The sequence below is a fragment of the Limnohabitans sp. genome, assembly GCF_044361645.1.
Taxonomy (GTDB): domain Bacteria; phylum Pseudomonadota; class Gammaproteobacteria; order Burkholderiales; family Burkholderiaceae_C; genus Limnohabitans_A.
Map to the genome: position 1 here is coordinate 1 of NZ_JBIKIL010000080.1, position 17180 is coordinate 17180.

At 56.3% G+C, this 17180-nt stretch carries 14 protein-coding genes and 6 pseudogenes; 11 read left to right on the plus strand and 9 right to left on the minus strand.

What is annotated here, in order from left to right:
- Positions 1–193 precede the first annotated feature (193 nt).
- Positions 194–1678: an alanine/glycine:cation symporter family protein gene (locus ACIQ39_RS12790; protein ID WP_396434992.1), complete on the plus strand. Its 1485-nt coding sequence runs from the start codon at positions 194–196 to the stop codon at positions 1676–1678.
- A 58-nt stretch (positions 1679–1736) separates the two neighbouring features.
- Here the strand turns inward: ACIQ39_RS12790 and putA are convergent, their stop codons facing one another.
- Complete coding sequence (putA, locus tag ACIQ39_RS12795; RefSeq protein ID WP_396434993.1) at positions 1737–4748, minus strand: bifunctional proline dehydrogenase/L-glutamate gamma-semialdehyde dehydrogenase PutA; 3012 nt, start codon at positions 4746–4748, stop codon at positions 1737–1739.
- Positions 4749–4836: 88 nt separating this feature from the next.
- Here putA and ACIQ39_RS12800 point away from each other — a divergent pair, with 88 nt between their 5' ends.
- On the plus strand, positions 4837–5310 hold the full coding sequence (locus ACIQ39_RS12800) for an Lrp/AsnC ligand binding domain-containing protein (RefSeq protein WP_396434994.1): 474 nt from the start codon (positions 4837–4839) through the stop codon (positions 5308–5310).
- A 227-nt stretch (positions 5311–5537) separates the two neighbouring features.
- Here ACIQ39_RS12800 and ACIQ39_RS12805 read toward each other — a convergent pair whose 3' ends face one another.
- From ACIQ39_RS12805 to ACIQ39_RS12815, 3 genes and pseudogenes are all read right to left on the minus strand, one after another.
- Positions 5538–5918 carry a VOC family protein gene (locus ACIQ39_RS12805; protein WP_396434995.1) on the minus strand — a complete coding sequence of 127 codons (381 nt, stop codon included), beginning with the start codon at positions 5916–5918 and terminating at the stop codon, positions 5538–5540.
- Between the two features lie 67 nt (positions 5919–5985).
- Positions 5986–6726 carry a helix-turn-helix domain-containing protein gene (locus tag ACIQ39_RS12810; RefSeq protein WP_396434996.1) on the minus strand — a complete coding sequence of 247 codons (741 nt, stop codon included), beginning with the start codon at positions 6724–6726 and terminating at the stop codon, positions 5986–5988.
- A gap of 75 nt (positions 6727–6801) precedes the next feature.
- Positions 6802–7119, minus strand: a pseudogene (locus ACIQ39_RS12815) (FAD-dependent oxidoreductase); the annotation flags it as partial.
- 178 nt (positions 7120–7297) lie between these two features.
- On the opposite strand from ACIQ39_RS12815, the gene ACIQ39_RS12820 reads away from it, so the two are divergent.
- Together ACIQ39_RS12820 and ACIQ39_RS12825 are read left to right on the plus strand one after the other, a co-directional pair.
- Entirely contained in the window at positions 7298–7402 is a 105-nt protein-coding gene (locus ACIQ39_RS12820; RefSeq protein WP_396435005.1) for a hypothetical protein, read from the plus strand.
- Positions 7377–7673 carry a BrnA antitoxin family protein gene (locus ACIQ39_RS12825; protein WP_396434997.1) on the plus strand — a complete coding sequence of 99 codons (297 nt, stop codon included), beginning with the start codon at positions 7377–7379 and terminating at the stop codon, positions 7671–7673. The genes ACIQ39_RS12820 and ACIQ39_RS12825 overlap by 26 nt, the downstream gene beginning before the upstream one ends.
- A gap of 9 nt (positions 7674–7682) precedes the next feature.
- Here the strand turns inward: ACIQ39_RS12825 and ACIQ39_RS12830 are convergent.
- Together ACIQ39_RS12830 and ACIQ39_RS12835 are read right to left on the minus strand one after the other, a co-directional pair.
- Positions 7683–8126, minus strand: a pseudogene (locus ACIQ39_RS12830) (protein phosphatase CheZ).
- A pseudogene (locus ACIQ39_RS12835) lies at positions 8107–8443 on the minus strand (hypothetical protein); the annotation flags it as partial. The pseudogenes ACIQ39_RS12830 and ACIQ39_RS12835, both read right to left, overlap by 20 nt.
- Before the next feature lie 366 nt (positions 8444–8809).
- Between ACIQ39_RS12835 and ACIQ39_RS12840 the strand changes: the two are divergent.
- From ACIQ39_RS12840 to ACIQ39_RS12860, 5 genes are all read left to right on the plus strand, one after another.
- Positions 8810–9073, plus strand: a complete 264-nt coding sequence (locus tag ACIQ39_RS12840; protein WP_396434998.1) for a hypothetical protein — start codon at positions 8810–8812, stop codon at positions 9071–9073.
- Between the two features lie 68 nt (positions 9074–9141).
- Positions 9142–10956, plus strand: a complete 1815-nt coding sequence (locus ACIQ39_RS12845) for a DUF1538 domain-containing protein (protein WP_396434999.1) — start codon at positions 9142–9144, stop codon at positions 10954–10956.
- Positions 10957–10999: 43 nt separating this feature from the next.
- Entirely contained in the window at positions 11000–11380 is a 381-nt protein-coding gene (locus ACIQ39_RS12850; protein WP_396435000.1) for a P-II family nitrogen regulator, read from the plus strand.
- Positions 11377–11766: a hypothetical protein gene (locus ACIQ39_RS12855; RefSeq protein WP_396435001.1), complete on the plus strand. Its 390-nt coding sequence runs from the start codon at positions 11377–11379 to the stop codon at positions 11764–11766. Before ACIQ39_RS12850 ends, ACIQ39_RS12855 begins: the two co-directional genes overlap by 4 nt.
- 28 nt (positions 11767–11794) lie before the next feature.
- On the plus strand, positions 11795–12526 hold the full coding sequence (locus ACIQ39_RS12860; RefSeq protein WP_396435002.1) for a hypothetical protein: 732 nt from the start codon (positions 11795–11797) through the stop codon (positions 12524–12526).
- 669 nt (positions 12527–13195) lie between these two features.
- Here ACIQ39_RS12860 and ACIQ39_RS12865 read toward each other — a convergent pair.
- Together ACIQ39_RS12865 and ACIQ39_RS12870 are read right to left on the minus strand one after the other, a co-directional pair.
- Positions 13196–13484, minus strand: a pseudogene (locus ACIQ39_RS12865) (IS91 family transposase); the annotation flags it as partial.
- 111 nt (positions 13485–13595) lie between these two features.
- Positions 13596–14114 (minus strand): annotated as a pseudogene (locus tag ACIQ39_RS12870) (FAD-dependent oxidoreductase); the annotation flags it as partial.
- Between the two features lie 121 nt (positions 14115–14235).
- Between ACIQ39_RS12870 and ACIQ39_RS12875 the strand changes: the two are divergent.
- Entirely contained in the window at positions 14236–14511 is a 276-nt protein-coding gene (locus ACIQ39_RS12875; RefSeq protein WP_396435003.1) for a type II toxin-antitoxin system RelE/ParE family toxin, read from the plus strand.
- A gap of 618 nt (positions 14512–15129) precedes the next feature.
- Here ACIQ39_RS12875 and ACIQ39_RS12880 read toward each other — a convergent pair.
- Positions 15130–16476, minus strand: a complete 1347-nt coding sequence (locus tag ACIQ39_RS12880; RefSeq protein WP_396435004.1) for a hypothetical protein — start codon at positions 16474–16476, stop codon at positions 15130–15132.
- Between the two features lie 434 nt (positions 16477–16910).
- Here ACIQ39_RS12880 and ACIQ39_RS12885 point away from each other — a divergent pair.
- Positions 16911–17075: pseudogene (locus tag ACIQ39_RS12885) on the plus strand (IS1380 family transposase); the annotation flags it as partial.
- Between the last annotated feature and the right edge of the window lie 105 nt (positions 17076–17180).

A 17180-nucleotide genomic window follows, 5' to 3' on the forward strand; every position in this document is an offset into this window, starting at 1 on the left:
CCTCAAGAACTCCCAGAAAACAGGCTCCATTGAATATCAATGTGGGAGTTTTGAACATTGGGAATGACCCTGAAAGCTAGCATTCATGCGGGTTTCAGGGGTTTCTCAGGGACGACCACCTAGACAAATGAGATAAAACTGCGTTTTTAATGCGCGTAAAGTCTATTTTCACTTTTGTTTTTATGGAGTCAATATGTCACTTATACAAACGCTGGACGAACGCATCAGTTCTACCTTTCAGCCCATTTCTGACGCCATTGTGGGCGTGGTGTTTTATTCGGTGCCGGTGGCGGGCACATCGTTCCCTCTGATTGTGGGCTGGCTCATTGCCGCAGCCATCATTTTTACGTTCTACTTTGGATTTATCCAGTTTCGGGGGTTTGGCCATGCCATCGATGTTGTCAAAGGCAAATACAGCGATCCGAGTCAACCGGGTGAGGTTTCGCCTTTTCAAGCGCTCACTGCTGCTGTTTCGGGCACGGTGGGTTTGGGCAACATTGCCGGTGTGGCCGTGGCCGTTGCCATTGGCGGTGCGGGCGCCACGTTTTGGATGATTTTGGCCGGTATTTTAGGCATGGCTTCTAAGTTCACAGAGGTCACCTTGGGTGTCATGTACCGTGACATTAGGCAACCATCCGGTGTTGTGGCCGGTGGCCCCATGCGCTACCTGTCCAAAGGCCTTGCCGAAATGGGCATGCCCAAGTGGGGCAAGTTTTTGGCAGGGTTTTTTGCCATTTGCTGTGTGGGCGGTGCAATAGGTGGGGGCAATATGTTCCAAGCCAACCAAAGTTTTGCACAGGTGGTTAACGTCACGGGTGGTGCCAACAGCTGGCTGGCTGGCCATGGGTGGTTGTTTGGCCTCATCATGGCTGCGGTTGTTGGTTTGGTGATCATTGGTGGCATCCAATCTATTGCCGCGGTGACGTCCAGGCTCGTTCCAACCATGGCACTGCTGTATTTGGGTGCGGGTTTGGTGGTGTTGGCTGTCAACGCTGACATGATTTTCTGGGCCTTTGGTCAAATTATTGGTGGTGCATTCAGTGCCGAAGGGGTTGCAGGCGGCATGGTGGGCGCACTCATTCAGGGTTTCCGTCGTGCCACCTTCTCCAACGAAGCAGGTATTGGCTCAGCCGCCATTGCCCACTCTGCTGTGCGGACCGACCAGCCAGTTTCCCAAGGTTTTGCCGCCTTGCTTGAGCCGTTTATCGATACCGTGGTCATTTGCACCATGACGGCCTTGGTCATCATCATTACCGGGCATGTCACAGCGGGCGGCGTGACCGAACTGGCCGGCGAGGCCCGCGGGGTGGCGCTCACCTCGGCTGCATTCGGCAGCGCCATATCGTGGTTCCCCTATGTGCTGGCCGTGTGCGTGGTGTTGTTTGCGTTCTCCACCATGATCACCTGGTCTTATTACGGCCTGCAGGCTTGGACTTATTTGTTTGGCGACAGCCGCGCGGCAGACTTGTCGTTCAAGTTCATGTTCTTGTTCTTTGTGGTCATTGGCTCCACCATGAGCTTAGGGCCGGTGATTGACTTTTCCGACTCTATGATTTTTGCCATGGGCATTGCCAACATCATCGGCTTGTATTTCCTCATGCCGGTGGTCAAGCGCGAGCTCAACAAATACTGGGCCGGCATTCAAGATGGCAGCATTGCGCCGCAACTGAAAGCCTAAAGCGCATCACCCAAGCAAAAGCCCCCAACAGGGGGCTTTTTTGTGCGTGCTGAACCCGTTATTGGCTAAACAGTGCCACGTTGCCGCCCGCCGCAGTGGTGTTGATGGTGAGTGTCTGCTCCGCACAAAAGCGCAGTAAATAGTGTGGCCCGCCGGCCTTTGGGCCGCTGCCGCTCAGGCCCTCGCCACCAAAAGGTTGCACGCCCACCACCGCGCCAATCATGTTGCGGTTCACATACACGTTGCCCACACGCGCCGCCGCCGCTAAGGCTTGCGCGCGACTGTCTATGCGGGTTTGAATGCCCAGTGTGAGTCCATAGCCCAGTCGGTTGATGTGTTCCATCATGCCCATGGGCTCGCCCTTGTAGCGCACCACTTGCAGCACCGGCCCAAAAATCTCGGCCTTCACATCGGCCACCGACTGCACCTCAAACATTTGTGGCTGCAGCGTGTGGGGGGCGGCGTCTGTGGCGGTCGGGGGGGTGTTGGGCATCAGGTTCGTGGCTTCGTTTTTCAAGCCTTGCACATGGCGCTCAATGTTGTCGTAGGCCTCACGGTCAATCAGTGGGCCCACATCGGTGGCCAGTTCGGCTGCGGGGCCCACCACCAGCGCTTGGGCTGCGCCGCGCACCATCTCAATCATCGTGTCGGCCACCTCGTCTTGCAAACACAGCAAGCGCAGGGCCGAGCAGCGCTGCCCCGCACTCCTAAACGCACTTTGCACCACCGCATCGGCCACTTGTTCGGGCAGCGCCGTGCTGTCGACCAGCATGGCATTGATGCCCCCGGTTTCGGCAATCAGCGGCACCATCGGCCCGTCTTTTTGGGCCAGTGCAAGCTGAATGATTTTGGCCACCTGTGTGGAGCCCGTAAACACCACACCAGCCACCTGCGGCACCGCAACCAAGGCGGCACCCACCGTCTCGCCAGGCCCGTGCAACAGTTGCAGCGCATCGGCGGGCACACCAGCGGCATGCAACAAGTTCACCGCTTCGCGCGCCACTGCAGGCGTTTGCTCGGCGGGCTTGGCCAACACCGTGTTGCCCGTGACCAGCGCGGCGGCCACTTGCCCCACAAAAATGGCCAGTGGAAAATTCCATGGGCTGATGCACACCCACGCGCCGCGTCCCTCTAAGCGCAGTGTGTTGCTCTCGCCCGTTGGGCCCGGCAATGTGTGCGGGGCCATCACACGCTCGGCATCATTCGCGTAAAAGCGCAAAAAATCCACCGCCTCGCGCACCTCGGCCACCGTGTCGCCCCAAGTCTTGTGGGCCTCGGCCACCATCAACGCGCACAGTTGTGGCAGTCGGGCTTGCATGGCGTTGGCGGCGCGGCGCAGCACGGCTGCGCGTTCGGCCACGGGGGTGTGGTTCCACGGCCCAAACGCCGCCACCGCGCGTTGCACAGCCGGCGCTGCATCGGCCTCTTGGGCCAGTGGCACGTGGGGCACGCCACCGCTTTGGATCAGGGCCGCATAGGCCTGGAGTAAAGGTGCGCGCTGCGCCACCACGGCCAGGTCGAGCCCTTGGCTGTTGGCGCGTTGGTCGCCATACAAGTTCACCGGCAGGGGCAGTGGGCTGCTGGGTTCTAGCCGCAGCGGCGAGGTCAGCAGCGCATCCATACCCACCGACTCATCGGCCAACTGGTGCACAAACGACGAATTGGCCCCGTTCTCCAACAGCCTGCGCACCAAATATGCCAGCAAGTCGCGGTGAGCGCCCACTGGGGCATACACGCGGCAGCGCACCAAGGGGTTCTTCAGCACCTCGCGGTACACCCCTTCGCCCATGCCATGTAGGCGCTGCAGCTCAAACTGCGGTGCACCCGGCAATGCCGTTTCGGCCGTGCTCACCACCCTGGCCGCCAGCTGCAAAATGGCCGCAATCGTGCCCGCATTGTGGGTGGCAAACTGCGCAAACATCACATCGTTGGCGTCGAGCAGCACGCGCGCACACGCCAGGTAGCTCACGTCGGTATGGTGCTTGTGTGTAAACACCGGATAGCCCACCAGACCCAGCTCTTGGGAGCGTTTGATTTCGGCATCCCAGTACGCCCCTTTGACCAAGCGGCACATCACCCGCACGCCATAGCGGCGCGCCAAAGCCACCACATGTTCAATCAGCTCTACCGCCCGGGTTTGGTAGGCTTGCAGCGCCAAGCCAAAACCCACCCACTGCGGGTGGTGCTGCACCACTTGTTGCAGCAAGGCGTCAAACACATCCAATGACAACTCCAGCCGCTCCACCTCCTCGGCATCAATCGTTAAGTTCAAGTTGGCCTGCGCTGCCGCCTCACACAAAGCCCACACGCGGGGCACCAGCTCGACCATCACACGCGCGTGTTGGGCGTCTTCGTAGCGCGGGTGCAGCGCACTGAGCTTGATCGAGATGCCATCCTTGTCTGCCGGGTGGCCTTGTGCGGGGGCCTTTGCCGCAATGGCGGCTATCGCATCTTGGTAGCTGTCCAAGTAACGCTGGGCATCGGCCTCGGTGCGTGCGCCTTCGCCCAGCATGTCAAAGCTAAAGCGCAGCTGTTTATTTGCTTTGTGCGCACTGGCGGCCTCTTTTAAACCCGCTTCAATGGTTTGACCCAAAACAAACTGTCGCCCCAACAGCTGCACCGCGCGCAATGTGGCGGCCACCACCGTGCGCGCGCCCAGTTGGGTCAACAAGCCCGGTGTCTGCCCTTGTTCAGGCAGCAGGTGTTTAGACAATGCAATCGCGCTGGACGACAGGCTTGCCAGTGTCGAGTCTTCGCTGCCATCAAAGTTGGCCCGGCCTAGCTGGTCTGCCGTTAAAGCAATGGCGGTTGCCGTGTCGGGCACGCGCAGCAAGGCTTCGGCCAGCCGCATCAAGGCCAAGCCCTCCGCGCTCGAAATCGGGTACTCCTTGAGCAAACTCTCCATGGCCCAAAAAGGCGGCGGGTTGCGTCGGACAGCCTGCACCCACGGCGCTGCCATTTGGGCAGCAGCGGCCCAATCGAGTGCGCCTTGCAGTGTGGCCAATCGCTGCGCCACCGTATCGGATTCGGGGCGGTAGGGCGAGGGCAGGCGGTCGGTTGAGCGGGGCATGGCAAGACTCCAGTTGGTGAATACGTCAAGTCTCACGCCAAATCAACCAAATAACTCACTAAAATACAAGCCTTAAAGCATCAAAAATATGTCTAGCCATACCGACCTTGACCGCATCGACTTGCGCATTTTGCAAGCCCTGCAACACGATGGGCGCCTGTCCAACCTCAAGTTGGCCGAGACCATAGCCCTGTCGCCCACGGCGGCCTTGTCGCGCACCCAGCGTTTGCAACGCGATGGCTACATCTTGGGCTATGAGGCGCGGCTCAACCCTCTCAAGCTTGGGCGCGGCATGTTGGTGTTTGTCGAGGTGTTGCTCGACCGCACAACCCCCAACGTGTTTGAGGCCTTTCGCGCCAGGGTGCAGGTGCAGGAAGAAATTTTAGAGTGCCATTTGGTGGCGGGTGGGTTTGACTACCTGCTCAAAACCCGTTGCGCCGACATGGCGGCCTACCGCGATTTTGCAAGCAGAGTGCTGTGGCAGCTGCCCGGCGTGCGCGAAACCCGGACTTATGCCGTGATTGAAGAAGTTAAAGACACCCGCCACCTGCCTTTGCGCTAGGCCGCTGGTTTTTTGCATTGAGCGAATTCATCCAGCAGGCCGCATCTTGCCCTGGCCCAAGAGGCCTGCCTGGCCGTCTCCCAATCCAGTTTTTTGGTTGTCGTCAAACAAAACTTTGGTGAAGCCTTCGTCGCACCATTTGGCGGTGGCTGGGCCTGAGGCGGCCCAGGGGAGCAGGCCTTTTTGACCTGGATGCCTTGGGCCTTGGCTTGCTTTGACTCGGCCTTTTACTTCATCGAACTCAGACCCAACAAATTGCCTTCGGTGTCTTGGCAAATGCTCACCCAGCCAAACTCGCCGATGGAAAATTTGGGTCGGATGACACGGCCACCCGCTGACGCGACACGCGCCGCCTCAATTGAACAGTCCTCAACGCTGAAATACACCAGGGTGCCGCCGATCCCGGGTTGTGCATGGCTCGACTTGACCAATGCGCCCCCTGCACCGTAAGTGCCCATGTCTGTTGGAAAAGCCATCATCTGGGTTTCACCTGTTGGATCGCCTATGGGTTCGAGTTTTGTTTGCAGCACGTTTTCGTAAAAAGTGACGGCGCGTTGCATTTCACTGACATACACATCAAACCAGCCGATTGCATTTGACTTGGCCATTGGGCACTCCTTGGGGGTTGAAGAAGTGCCCAGTTTAGGAATCAGTCAAGCGCTTGTATTGTGTAAATCAGACATCGAAGGTGTCGGTGTATTGACCCGGTGTAAAGCCGGTCACCTTGCGAAACGAATGGATGAAATGCGACTGGTCGGCGTACAAATCCAAATAATGTTGCCTGAAAGATTGCTGGACACGCATGACCTTGAGCAAATCGTGCGGTGAAAAACCTGTGCTGTGCTTGAGCGTGCGTTGCAGTTGGCGCGGCGACAGGCCCACCAGCGCAGCCATGTCGGCCACGCTGCTGATGCGATTGAAATTGGCCAAAATTTTCTCGGTCACCAGGTTGCTCACCACCAGATGCGCCGCGATGAACCCATCGACCAATTCAGTCATCAAGGGCTGCATCGCTGCAAACTGAAGGCCCGCGAGTTTTTTGTTCATCGCGACCAAGGGCAATGGCCCTGTGTAGGCGCTGCCCACAAATTGATGGGCAATTTCTTGGGGATTGCCGCGCCACACGCCAGGCAGCAGCTCAATGCCAGCATAGTGAAAAGATCGCCCCAGATTGAGCACCTCATGCTGGGTGCGCAATGCCGTCACGCCCGCAATTTCTGTCTGGCGCAAATTGAACAAGATGTTGACGCAGGCATCGGGCAGGGCATGCAGCAGAAAATCCGCCTCTAAAGTTGCCTCGGTTTTGAGTTCCCAGTAGCAGTGCACCCAACTGGACATGCGCTCAGGTGGCTGATGAACGTTATAACGAACGGAGTGGCTGGTTTTGGCTACACCGTCTTTGATTGGGTCGTACATTGCAGGTCAAAAAAATGGGGATCTGACATTCTGCGTCCAAAAACCAAGGTCGTTTCTGCTCTGGCTTTTTTGAATATCCGTGTTGGACAAGTCAGTTATTGACCGGCGGCAAATTCGTGCAGCCGCCATGCGCCACTCCAGCCGCCCCTTGTTGCCCTGCAAATCGCCAGCGATCACTTTGGCGGCCACGTATGCATCGTGCGCCGCCTTTTGCGCCGCCTCGTGCAGCGCCTCTTGCGCCAGCATGGGCTGGCCCACGATGTCGCCGATGGCAAAAATGTGCAGCACCTTGCTGCGCATCTGGATGTCGACGTTGATGAAGCCGCGCTCGGTGACGGCCACACCGGCTGGGTCTGCCGCGATCTTTTTGCCGCTGGGCGTGCGACCCACAGCTTACAGCACCAGGTCGGATTCGATGCCACCAAGAATGCACAGAACGTCCGGGATAGAGGGCTGAGCTTTGAGCAGGTGGCCGACTTTGATTTCGGCACAGCGCGCATCTGAGGACAGACGCAAGCCCTAGCCTGAAACAAGATTCGTGGCGCTTGGCTGGCTGGGCCAGCGGCTGCATGTGCTGTGCTTTACCCAGCTTGCTGATGGCATTCGGGTCATCAGTTTTCGCAAGGCCAACATCAGAGAGGTCAAACGTCATGAGCAAACCCAAACCACTGATTGACGAGAGCGGCGAAGTTCGCGAGTTGACGGCTGCTGATCTGCGGCGATTAAAGCCTGCCGCTGATGCGCTGCCCGTCCATCTGTACGCTCAGCTGATGGGGATCAACCGCAGCCCTGGTGTGCGCGGACCGCAGAAGGTGCCCACCAAGCAGGCCACCACCATCCGCCTGTCGCCAGAGGTGATGTTGGCTTTCAAGGCCACGGGTGCTGGCTGGCAGACGCGCATTGACGACGCGCTCAAGGACTGGCTCAGTACGCACTCGCCCGCCTGAGCACGCCCCTCAAAACCCCAAACTGGTCAACAAATCATCCACCTGCCCTTGGTCCACCACCGCATCAGGCTGGCCTTGGCGGGTCTGCGGGCCATTGAGCAAGCTGCCGGTGGTTTCGCGTTTTTCGGCTTGCGCGTTGTCTATCAAGAGCTGCAGCAGCTGCGTCTGCATGTCTTTGATGACGTCCAGCATTTTCTAGATGACCTGGCCGGAAAGGTCTTGAAAATCTTGCGCCATCATGGTGGCCATGCGCTGGGCCTTGGTGGCGCTGGCTTGCTTGGGCACGGCAGCCAAGTAGGCGCGGGTGTGCACCACCAGCTCGCGCGCAGCGTCCAGCGGCACAGGCTTGGAAAACCAGTCGTCCCAGCCTGGGGCAAGGCCATTGGCGACCGGATTAATCTGTATATGAACTCGATTTTCCACATGGAAATGCTCAGAGAAACTCCCGCGCATTCGCGGCGTGCAGTTGTCGAGCAGCAGATGGCCGCCAAAGATCGAAAGCGGCGCTAGCAAAGTCCGGTGCGGCTTGGCACTCTTGATCCCATTTCGGGGCTGGCTCAACACCCTCGCCCATGGGCGCATCGCACCCGTCTTACAGCGGCAGCCCGCGTGCCGGGGTGGCGCGCGGTGGCTCTGCATCCACCCCGATGTGCTCCAGTATCTGGCGGATGTCAGCGCTGTAGGTGATGAAGGCTTGTGATGCGCATCTGCCCGCAATAGATCGGGCACAGCAGCGGGAACGCCTCATAGATGCGGGCCATCAGCACCGCCCCGTCACGCTACAAGTCGTAACGCAGCCGCGTGGCACCGATAGCACCCACTGGTGCACCAGCCAGCGCGGGCAAACATGGTCTATCAGGTGCGCTGTCGTCTGTACCATTTTTGCCAATATCCACCGCGTCGGCATCCATTTCGATGGCCAAAGCGACTTCGCCAATCAGGTCGCCCGCGTTGGGGCCGACGATGCCGCCGCCCAGGCTCTTGCCGTGGCCACGGCCAGCATGGCCTCCTGGTGGGGCTATCTTTCAGCTCGTGCGGTTGAATTTCCTATCCGCGACTGGTTGTGCTGCTTGGCGCAGCGCTGGGTCCAATGGCCAACCGCTTTGTGCAGCCCCTTTCCAAGCGGCTGACGCGCCATGTTTGCCGCAGCAGACACAACAAGCCCATGCCCTTGGGCTGCAATCAGTGCGCACGTTGAAGTCCACCATCAAGCCGCTGCGGCGGTATGGGCTCAATTGGTCATGGTTTTTGTTTCTGCAGTGGCTTCTGCAGAGAGGGCCATGAGCAGCCTGGGGCGCTCTTTAAAAATGACCCAAAGCCCAAACTGCCCGTTTCAACGCGCTGGAAAGTCGCAAAATGGTGCTGCATTGTTTCAAATTTTTGTCAAATATTACAAATAGTATTTGCTTTGATATTTTTATGAGTATAAAATTCAATTTATCAATTTTTGGATCCTGTGGGGAAATTCATGCCACGCTCAATACGATACGGGGACTACGTCCAAGCCATCACGGTGGACTCTGATCAGGTCGGTTACACCAAACTGATGACCAACCCACTTTTTGACCACCATGGCAACGAAGTGGCGCAAAAGCCTGAAAAGCTCAAGCTCGGTGGCTACGACATGTACCGGCTCTTGCAGCCTTATTTGTCTGTTCGTTTTCTCGAACAAGCCAAGGCCGTGGTGCCGCTGGCCGCTTATCTGGGCCTGTTTCAACTGCTGGTCTTGAACCAAAGTCTGCAAGACTCCGCCACGTTGGGTTTGGGGCTTTTGGCGGTGATGGTGGGCCTGATGATTTTCTTGGAAGGTCTCAAGCTGGGTTTGATGCCTTTCGGTGAAATCATTGGCAGCCAGTTGCCCAACAAACTGCCACTGACGGGCGTCTTGTTCATCGCTTTCTTGCTGGGCATTGGCGTGACGTTCGCTGAACCGGCGATTGGCGCGCTGCAAGTCGCCGGGCAAATCGTTGACCCCAAAAACGCGCCCTATCTCTACACCTTGCTCAACGACCGGGTGGACATGACCGTGCTGGTGGTCGGTGTGGGCGTTGGCCTTGCAGCCGTGTTGGGCACCATGCGCTTTATCTACAACTGGAGTCTCAAACCCTTGATTTATCTGAGTTTGCTGCCCTGCGTGCTGTTGACCGCCTATGCCTTCTTCGACCCCGATCTTCGTTCCGTCATTGGTTTAGCATGGGACTGCGGTGCCGTGACCACCGGCCCAGTGACCGTGCCTTTGGTCTTGGCTTTGGGCATTGGCGTGGCCACCGCTGGCGGTGCCGGGGAGAGCAAATTGCAGGGCTTTGGCATCGTGACCTTGGCCTCTTTGTTCCCCATCATGGCCGTGTTGGGCCTGGCCATTTACTGGCAAGTGACGGTTCCGGTCGACACCATCTTGGCCGAAGCGGCCGCCAAACAAGCCAGCCTGCTGGCCTCGGCCGCAGCCACGGGCCCTGTGGACTGGTGGACCGTGTCGCCTGGCATGGAGGTGGTCGGTGGCATTCGCGCCATCGTGCCCTTGGTGATCTTTTTGATGATCGTTCTGTTCGTTGTTTTGCGCACCAAATTGCCCAACGCCTTCATCATTTACTACGGCATCTTCTTGTCGGTGGTGGGTATGTGCCTCTTCAGCGTGGGCTTGACCTACGGCTTGTCCAAGCTGGGTGATGGTGCTGGTGGATTGGTGCCGGGTTTGTTCACCGCCATTGAATCGATGCCCAATTCACCGCTGTACGCGGCAGGAGTAGGCATCTTCATCGCAGCCTTGTTTGCGTGGATCTTGGGGTTTGGGGCGACCTTGGCCGAACCCGCGCTCAATGCCTTGGGAGTGACGGTGCAGGACCTGACCAACGGTTCGTTCAAAAAATCGATGCTGATGTACTCGGTCTCGTTTGGTGTGGCTGTGGGCATCATGCTGGGCATCGTCAAACTGATCTTTGACTTCAACATTTTGTACATCCTCATCCCCGGCTACACCTTGGGCCTGATCTTGACTTACCTTTCGACAGAAGAGTTTGTCAACGTGGGCTGGGACAGCGCTGGCGTGACCACCGGCCCTGTCACGGTGCCCTTGGTGCTGGCCATGGGCTTGGGCTTCGGCAAAGCCGTCGGCGCGGTCGAAGGCTTTGGTATTTTGGCCGCTGCCTCCATTTGCCCCATCGTATCGGTCTTGGCCTTGGGCGTTTTTGTCCAGTGGAAGCTCAAGCGCGAAAACCAACGCGCGCAGGCCGAAGCTGATGCCGAAACCCGTGCCGTGAGCATAGCCCACGCCAGCATCCGCTGATTGCTCAACCCATTCACCAACCATCATTGAGAGGGACCAGACCATGGCCAAGCGCAAATTAGTGAACCTCACCGAAGTCTCACTGATCACCTGTGTGATTCAAAAAGGGATGGCAGACACCATCAACCATTCTTTGCTCGAAGCGGGCGTCCAAGGCGCTACTGTGCACCAAGCGGTGGGCACAGGCGTGCGCGAGAAGTTGGGCTTCTTGGGCGTGGCGGTTGAAGTTGAGCGTGAAGTCATCAACGTGCTTGTCGCCAATGACCAGCTGACCCGTATTTTCGAGCGCATCTATTTGGCGGGCCGACTCGACACGCCTGGCATGGGCTATTTGTACGCCACAAATTTGGTGCAAGCGGCCACTTATGTGCCCGCGCACTTGCTGGAAAACCGTGGCCCATCGGTCATTGGAGGCCTGGCATGAACGGGGGGCCAAATTTCAAAAAAATCCCTGCAGGTGTGGTCTTGGACTACACCCGCGAAATCAGCGTCATTTTGTACGAGGGTGGAGCCGACAAAATCGCCGAACTGTTGCTCAAGCAGGGCATCACCGAGTTGTTTTTTGACTCGGTGCGTGGCGCTCCATTGGGCCGCAGCTCGGCCAACTCTGGCTTGCCTGAAATTCCCAAAACCGAGTATTTGCATGCGGTGGTGTCGGCGGACCAAACCGACTACATCCAGGGCCTGATTTACGAAGCAGCCCAGTTGCACAAGCCACAACGCGGCATCGTTTACGTGAGTAAATTGCTCATGTCTACGCGCCACAGACTGCCCAGCGAAAAAACCTTGGCCAATCCAGTTGCCCCGTGAGCGGAACATCACCTAGGAGTCATCGATCATGAATCAAACCACATCCAGTCGAATTCAAAAAAACAAGCGCCACATTTTTGAGACCGAATCCTTTGTCCGATTCGACACCGCACAAGTGCTGGTGGGCCGCTCGGCGATTGAAGAAAACCGAACCATGGCCTTGGAATCGTTCACGGCCGAAGCCAACGGCAACGGCACTTTGCTCTCCAGCACCTACGACGACGTGATTCGCAACCGACTGCAACTGGTGGACCTCTTGGAGCCCGCCAATCAAGACCAGGTCGACTTTAAAAATGCCATCACCAACTCGGTGATTGCACAAGGCATTGAATGCCGTTCGGTCATGAACGCTCACTTGATCGGCATCAACCACCGGCTCACACAAGTCAACAAGTTGCTGGTTGAAATCAACATACTGATCACCGAGCACAACAACGAGTTCTACGACATCATTGATGAGTTGACCAACACCAACGCGTCGTGGGTAGACGGTGAATTGAACAAGATGATGCAGAACGCCACCACCGAATCGAACGAACAGATGAACGCCGAGAGTATTTCTCACGTCATCGGAATCCACGACAAAGCCACCAAGAACCGCGGCGACATCATGTCACTGTATGAGCACGAAAACGAGAGCCGACACGCCTTGGAGAAGGACTTGGAAGACGTTATGGAGTTGCGCAGTCAGATTGTGTCGTTGCGCGAAAAAGTAGCAGCCAACCAGCACCGCGTGGCCGACAAAATCGTCATGCTCTGAAATCCGCACCCTGAAAAAAAGCCGCCCAAGGCGGCTTTTTTTACAGGCCCAAGTGGTTCAGGGCCACGCTGGTCAAAAGGATGGAGACCGCGATCCAACCCAAAACCTTGATGTATTTCATGTTGCCCCTTTCGCAAGATTTTGGCTACAAGCCCCTACCGGGCAAGGTGTTCCGGCCATTGCGCCAGCTTGCCGACTAACGGATGGGAACTTCAAGTGCTTGCGCTGAAGTATGACACGCGCTGTGAGGCGCCCTGCCACTGAACCGGCTCGATTGGAGCGCTCACTCCCAGCCTTGAGCCGGAAATCTTTCAACGTCTGTCCTCTCAGCAGTGCCCGGTTTATTGGACGCTCAAGTCGCTGCAAACGAATCACACCAAGGGTTTCAGCGCTTTCATAGGTGTCCACGATTTGAATTTGAATCTGCGCACTGGGCATCCTCTACGGATTGCAACGCCCAGAGATGTCCATGACGGATAGGAAATCCAAGCGCATGAGGACGATTATTCCTCAGGTTTTGGGCATCACAGGCCTTCAGACTGGGTCTGCCTGAACGCTTGTTCAGGGCCAGTCGCCCGAGATTTTTCGGTTTGCACATTTTTGGACAGCACCAGGCGCAGTCCTGCCCCGCAGCGTTGGCAAAACCGCTGTTGCCCCTATTACCAGCCATCATGACCAAATGATGCGCTGATCGACCTCAAAGTCCGGTGCCACTTGGTCCCCATCGTCCCAATCGGGCGCAACGTCGACACCCTCGCCTATCTGCGCTTCGCACCCGTCCCACAGCGGCGGCCGGCGTGCCGGGATGTTGCGCGGTGGCTCTGCATCCACCCCGATGTGCTCCAGTATTTGCCGGATGTCGGGGCTGTAGGTGATGAAGGCTTGTGATGCGCATCTGTCCGCCACAGATCGGGCACAAGAGCGGGAACACCTCGTAGATGCGAGCGATGAGCACCGCCCCGTCGCGCTACAAGTCGTAACGCAGCGGCGTGGCACAGATAGCACCCACTGGCGCACCAGCCAGCGCGGGCAAACATGGTCTATCAGGTGCGCTGTCGTCTGTAGCATTTTTGCCAATATCCACCGCGTCCGCACCCATTTCGATGGCCAAGGCAACTTCGCCAATCAGGTCGCCCGCGTTGGGACCGACGATGCCGCCGCCCAAAATCTTGCCGTGGCCACGGCCAGCATGGCCGTCTCCCAATCCAGCTTCAGGGCTGTCGTCAAACAAGCGCTTGGTAGAGCCCTCGGTGCGCCCGTTGGCGGTAGCTCGGCCCGAGGCGGCCCAGGGAAAGAGGCTCTTTTTGACTTTGATGCCTTGCGCTTTGGCTTAGGTCTAGGTCAGGCCCACCCAAGCGATCTCGGGGTCGGTGTAGGCCACGCTCGGAATCACGCGGGCGTTGAAGGCGCTGGCCGCCAGTTCTTTGTTGCCTTGCAGTTCACCGGCAATCACTTCTGCAGCCACATGCGCTTCGTGCACCGCCTTGTGCGCCAGCATGGGCTGGCCGACGATGTCGCCGATTGCGAAGATGTGCGGCACGTTGGTGCGCATTTGGATGTCGACGTTGATGAAATCACGGTCAGTCAAGATCATGCAAGAATAAGTACTTTATAAAGTACACTGAAATGGTGTCTTCCAGTAGAAAAATCCCAGCAATTTTCTATCGGTCTACCTCCGGAAGCGAACAGTGCGCGAATGTTTGAAGACCTTGGCTAATGCAAATCGCCAGGCCATTGGTGAAGACATCGCCTATGTCCAATACAAATGGCCGATAGGCAAGCCACGGGTCGACCATTTGCGAGGGCCGATCTGGGAAGTTCGCAGCAAGATCGGCAACCGCATCGCACGCGTGCTGTTCGCCGTGGAAGAGTCCGAGATGATTTTGCTGCATGCCTTTATCCAGAAGACGCAGCAGACAAACCCCGCCGATATTGAACTGGCAAACCAACGCTTGAAGGAGTGGATCCATGGCCAAAGCAACTAAAGTCAATCCCCACACGGGGAGCAGTTTTGATGACTTCCTTAAATGTCGCATCCCGGATGATCGTAAGGCCGTTTTATAAACAAACGCGCATTGGCCGAGCAACTTGCTGACGCCATGCAAAGCGGCAAGTTCAGCAAAGTGAATATGGCACAACGCATGGCCACCAGCCGCTCCCAATTGGACCGTGTGCTGGACCCGAGTAACCTGTCCATTCAGCTCGACACTTTGATTAAAGCAGCCAGCGCGGTGGGCAGGACCGTAGAAATTCGGTTAAAACGCGAGACCAAACGGACGCGAGTCGCCACGTCATAGGAAATACCAAATTCCGCTGTACGCCACCCGTAGCAAAGCCCGAACCGTTACCGGATCGGACTTTTTCTATTTTGAAGCGATTGGCTCAGATGGTTTACTTCATCGAACTCAGACCCAACAAATTGCCTTCGGTGTCTTGGCAAATGCTCACCCAGCCAAACTCACCGATGGAAAATTTGGGTCGGATGACACGGCCACCCGCTGACGCGACACGCGCCGCCTCAATTGAACAGTACTCAATACCCACAAAACTTCTGCACTGTCGTGTAAAGACTGCCATATTTATTCTTGGTTCGATTGCGGGTGTCACGGAAGCACCTTGGTGTCTGGCTTGAAACTGTCGCCAAGTCTATTGTCGAGGCTGAAAACGAAATCCTTGTAATGTGTGCTGTTAAGGTTGCGATGTACCTTAGTGTCCTTGGGTAGTTTTCGATAAAGGCGGGACACTCGGTCGAGCAGGATTTGCCCCTCTGATACGTCCAGTAAGAGGTAGCGGCCTCCGGGAAGAACTGATCCGCCACTTTGACGAATTCCATTCACGCTACCGCCCTTCATCTGGTCAATCGTTGTGTTGAAGACCAACAGTGGCGTTTTAGGTGCATCTTTGTGAAAGAGCCCGTCCTGTCCTTCGTTCAGTCTTCTGACTGAAAACCCGTAGCGCGCCATCCAGACAGCGGTTTCATAGATATCCGGTTCGTAGGAAAGGAATGGACGCTCGGTCAAGACAACACCGTTGTCCAGATGTATGCCCGAGCTGTCTAGTGAGCGCGCCGGGGATATGCCATTTGCAGTCGAGCACTTCCAGATTATTGATCCATTATCAGATTCATAGTTGAAGCACACATTGTCAGAACCAACAAAAAAGTAATTACTGGATCTAAATTCAGCTACCAATTCTGTAATTGCGTTGATGTTTTCAATATCGATGCGAACAAGAGTCGCATCTTTGGAGAAACTTTGTTCACTTATTATCTTTTGCTTCTTATCCTTGGCGATGTAAATGAAACGGGAATTCGGGTGCCACTGCAAGGTTGGCCATTTGAAGTAGATGTCTCCTTCACTAAGTTTCTTGGGAGCGTAGTGGTCTACATTTTCTAGTGCCAAAAATGGCACCCTTCCGACTTTAGCGATGTACAGTTTTCGGTTGCTTACAATGGCAACAGCCTGATTGTCTGGCGAGGGATAAACCTTTAAGAGGTCACCGTTAAGCCATGAGCCTTCAAACAAATCTGGAGCAGATTCGTCAATTTTTGACCCATATTTGAGGTGTTTCCCGATCGAATAGAAAAAGGGAAATTCGGCGCTTTCAACGAAATTTGATGGTTCGTAGTTCGATATTCCAAAGACAGGGGTGAATGTGTCTTTGTAGAGTTTCGCACCTTGTAGATAAAGACCCATGACCCCCGTCACAATGGCCGTTGCACCGAAAAGAATGCGAAGACTCCGCCATTTGTCTGCCAGCATCCAGATCGAGGCGGCCAGCAAGGCCAAGGCAAAATAGCCATAAATCGAAGCGCTGCTGACATTCATAGCTCTAAAGAAGATAAAAGCCCCAAATAAAAACACAACCGTCGGCAGAACCAAAAACAACAGTGCCAACCATAACCAGATACGACGGCGACGGAGGGACTTCTCGGCTAAATTAGATGTCATGCAGATACTTATAGAAAAAAGTCACCTGAATCCGTGAGCGATTCTTTGAATTTCACCTGATTCCCCATTGAAATCAAGCACTTAGCTGCCATATGAAGCTCACCCAGCAGGTGAGCTTCCTCGTGAGTGACTTCATGATCAAAAAACTGCCCTGCGATTTGACTTCTAACGCAGGTCTGGCTCTGGTCGGCCAGTACGTCAAGCGTCTGGGCATCAGCGGTCGCGTTGACGCTAAGTTCGCCGTCGGTGTCGGTGGCATTGCCAACAGCGATATTTTGAAGCGCTCCCTGGGTTTGCTGGTGCAAGGCAAGAACGATTTCGATGCCATTGAAGCGTGCCGCCAGGATGACTTCTTCAAGCGCTCGCTTGGCATCGGTGCTGTGCCGTCGAGCCCCACGATGCGCCAGCGGATGAACACACATGCAGCGTACAACTTGGAGGGGTGGACGACGACGCTGCCAGCGCGCTTTAGCTGTGGCGACATCATCGCCCTGTACCGCGACCATGGCACGCACGAGCAGTTTCATTCCGAGTTCAAGACCGATATGGACTTGGAGCGTTTGCCCAGCGGGAAGTTTGAGACCAACTACTTGGTCGTCCCTGAAAAATTCATTTTCAGTTCAGCGCCCAGTTTTTGGACCCAGCCTTGAGTGGTTCGCAGACAAAGATTTGTCGCAATTGCCGAGCAAGTTGCCCCAAACCGC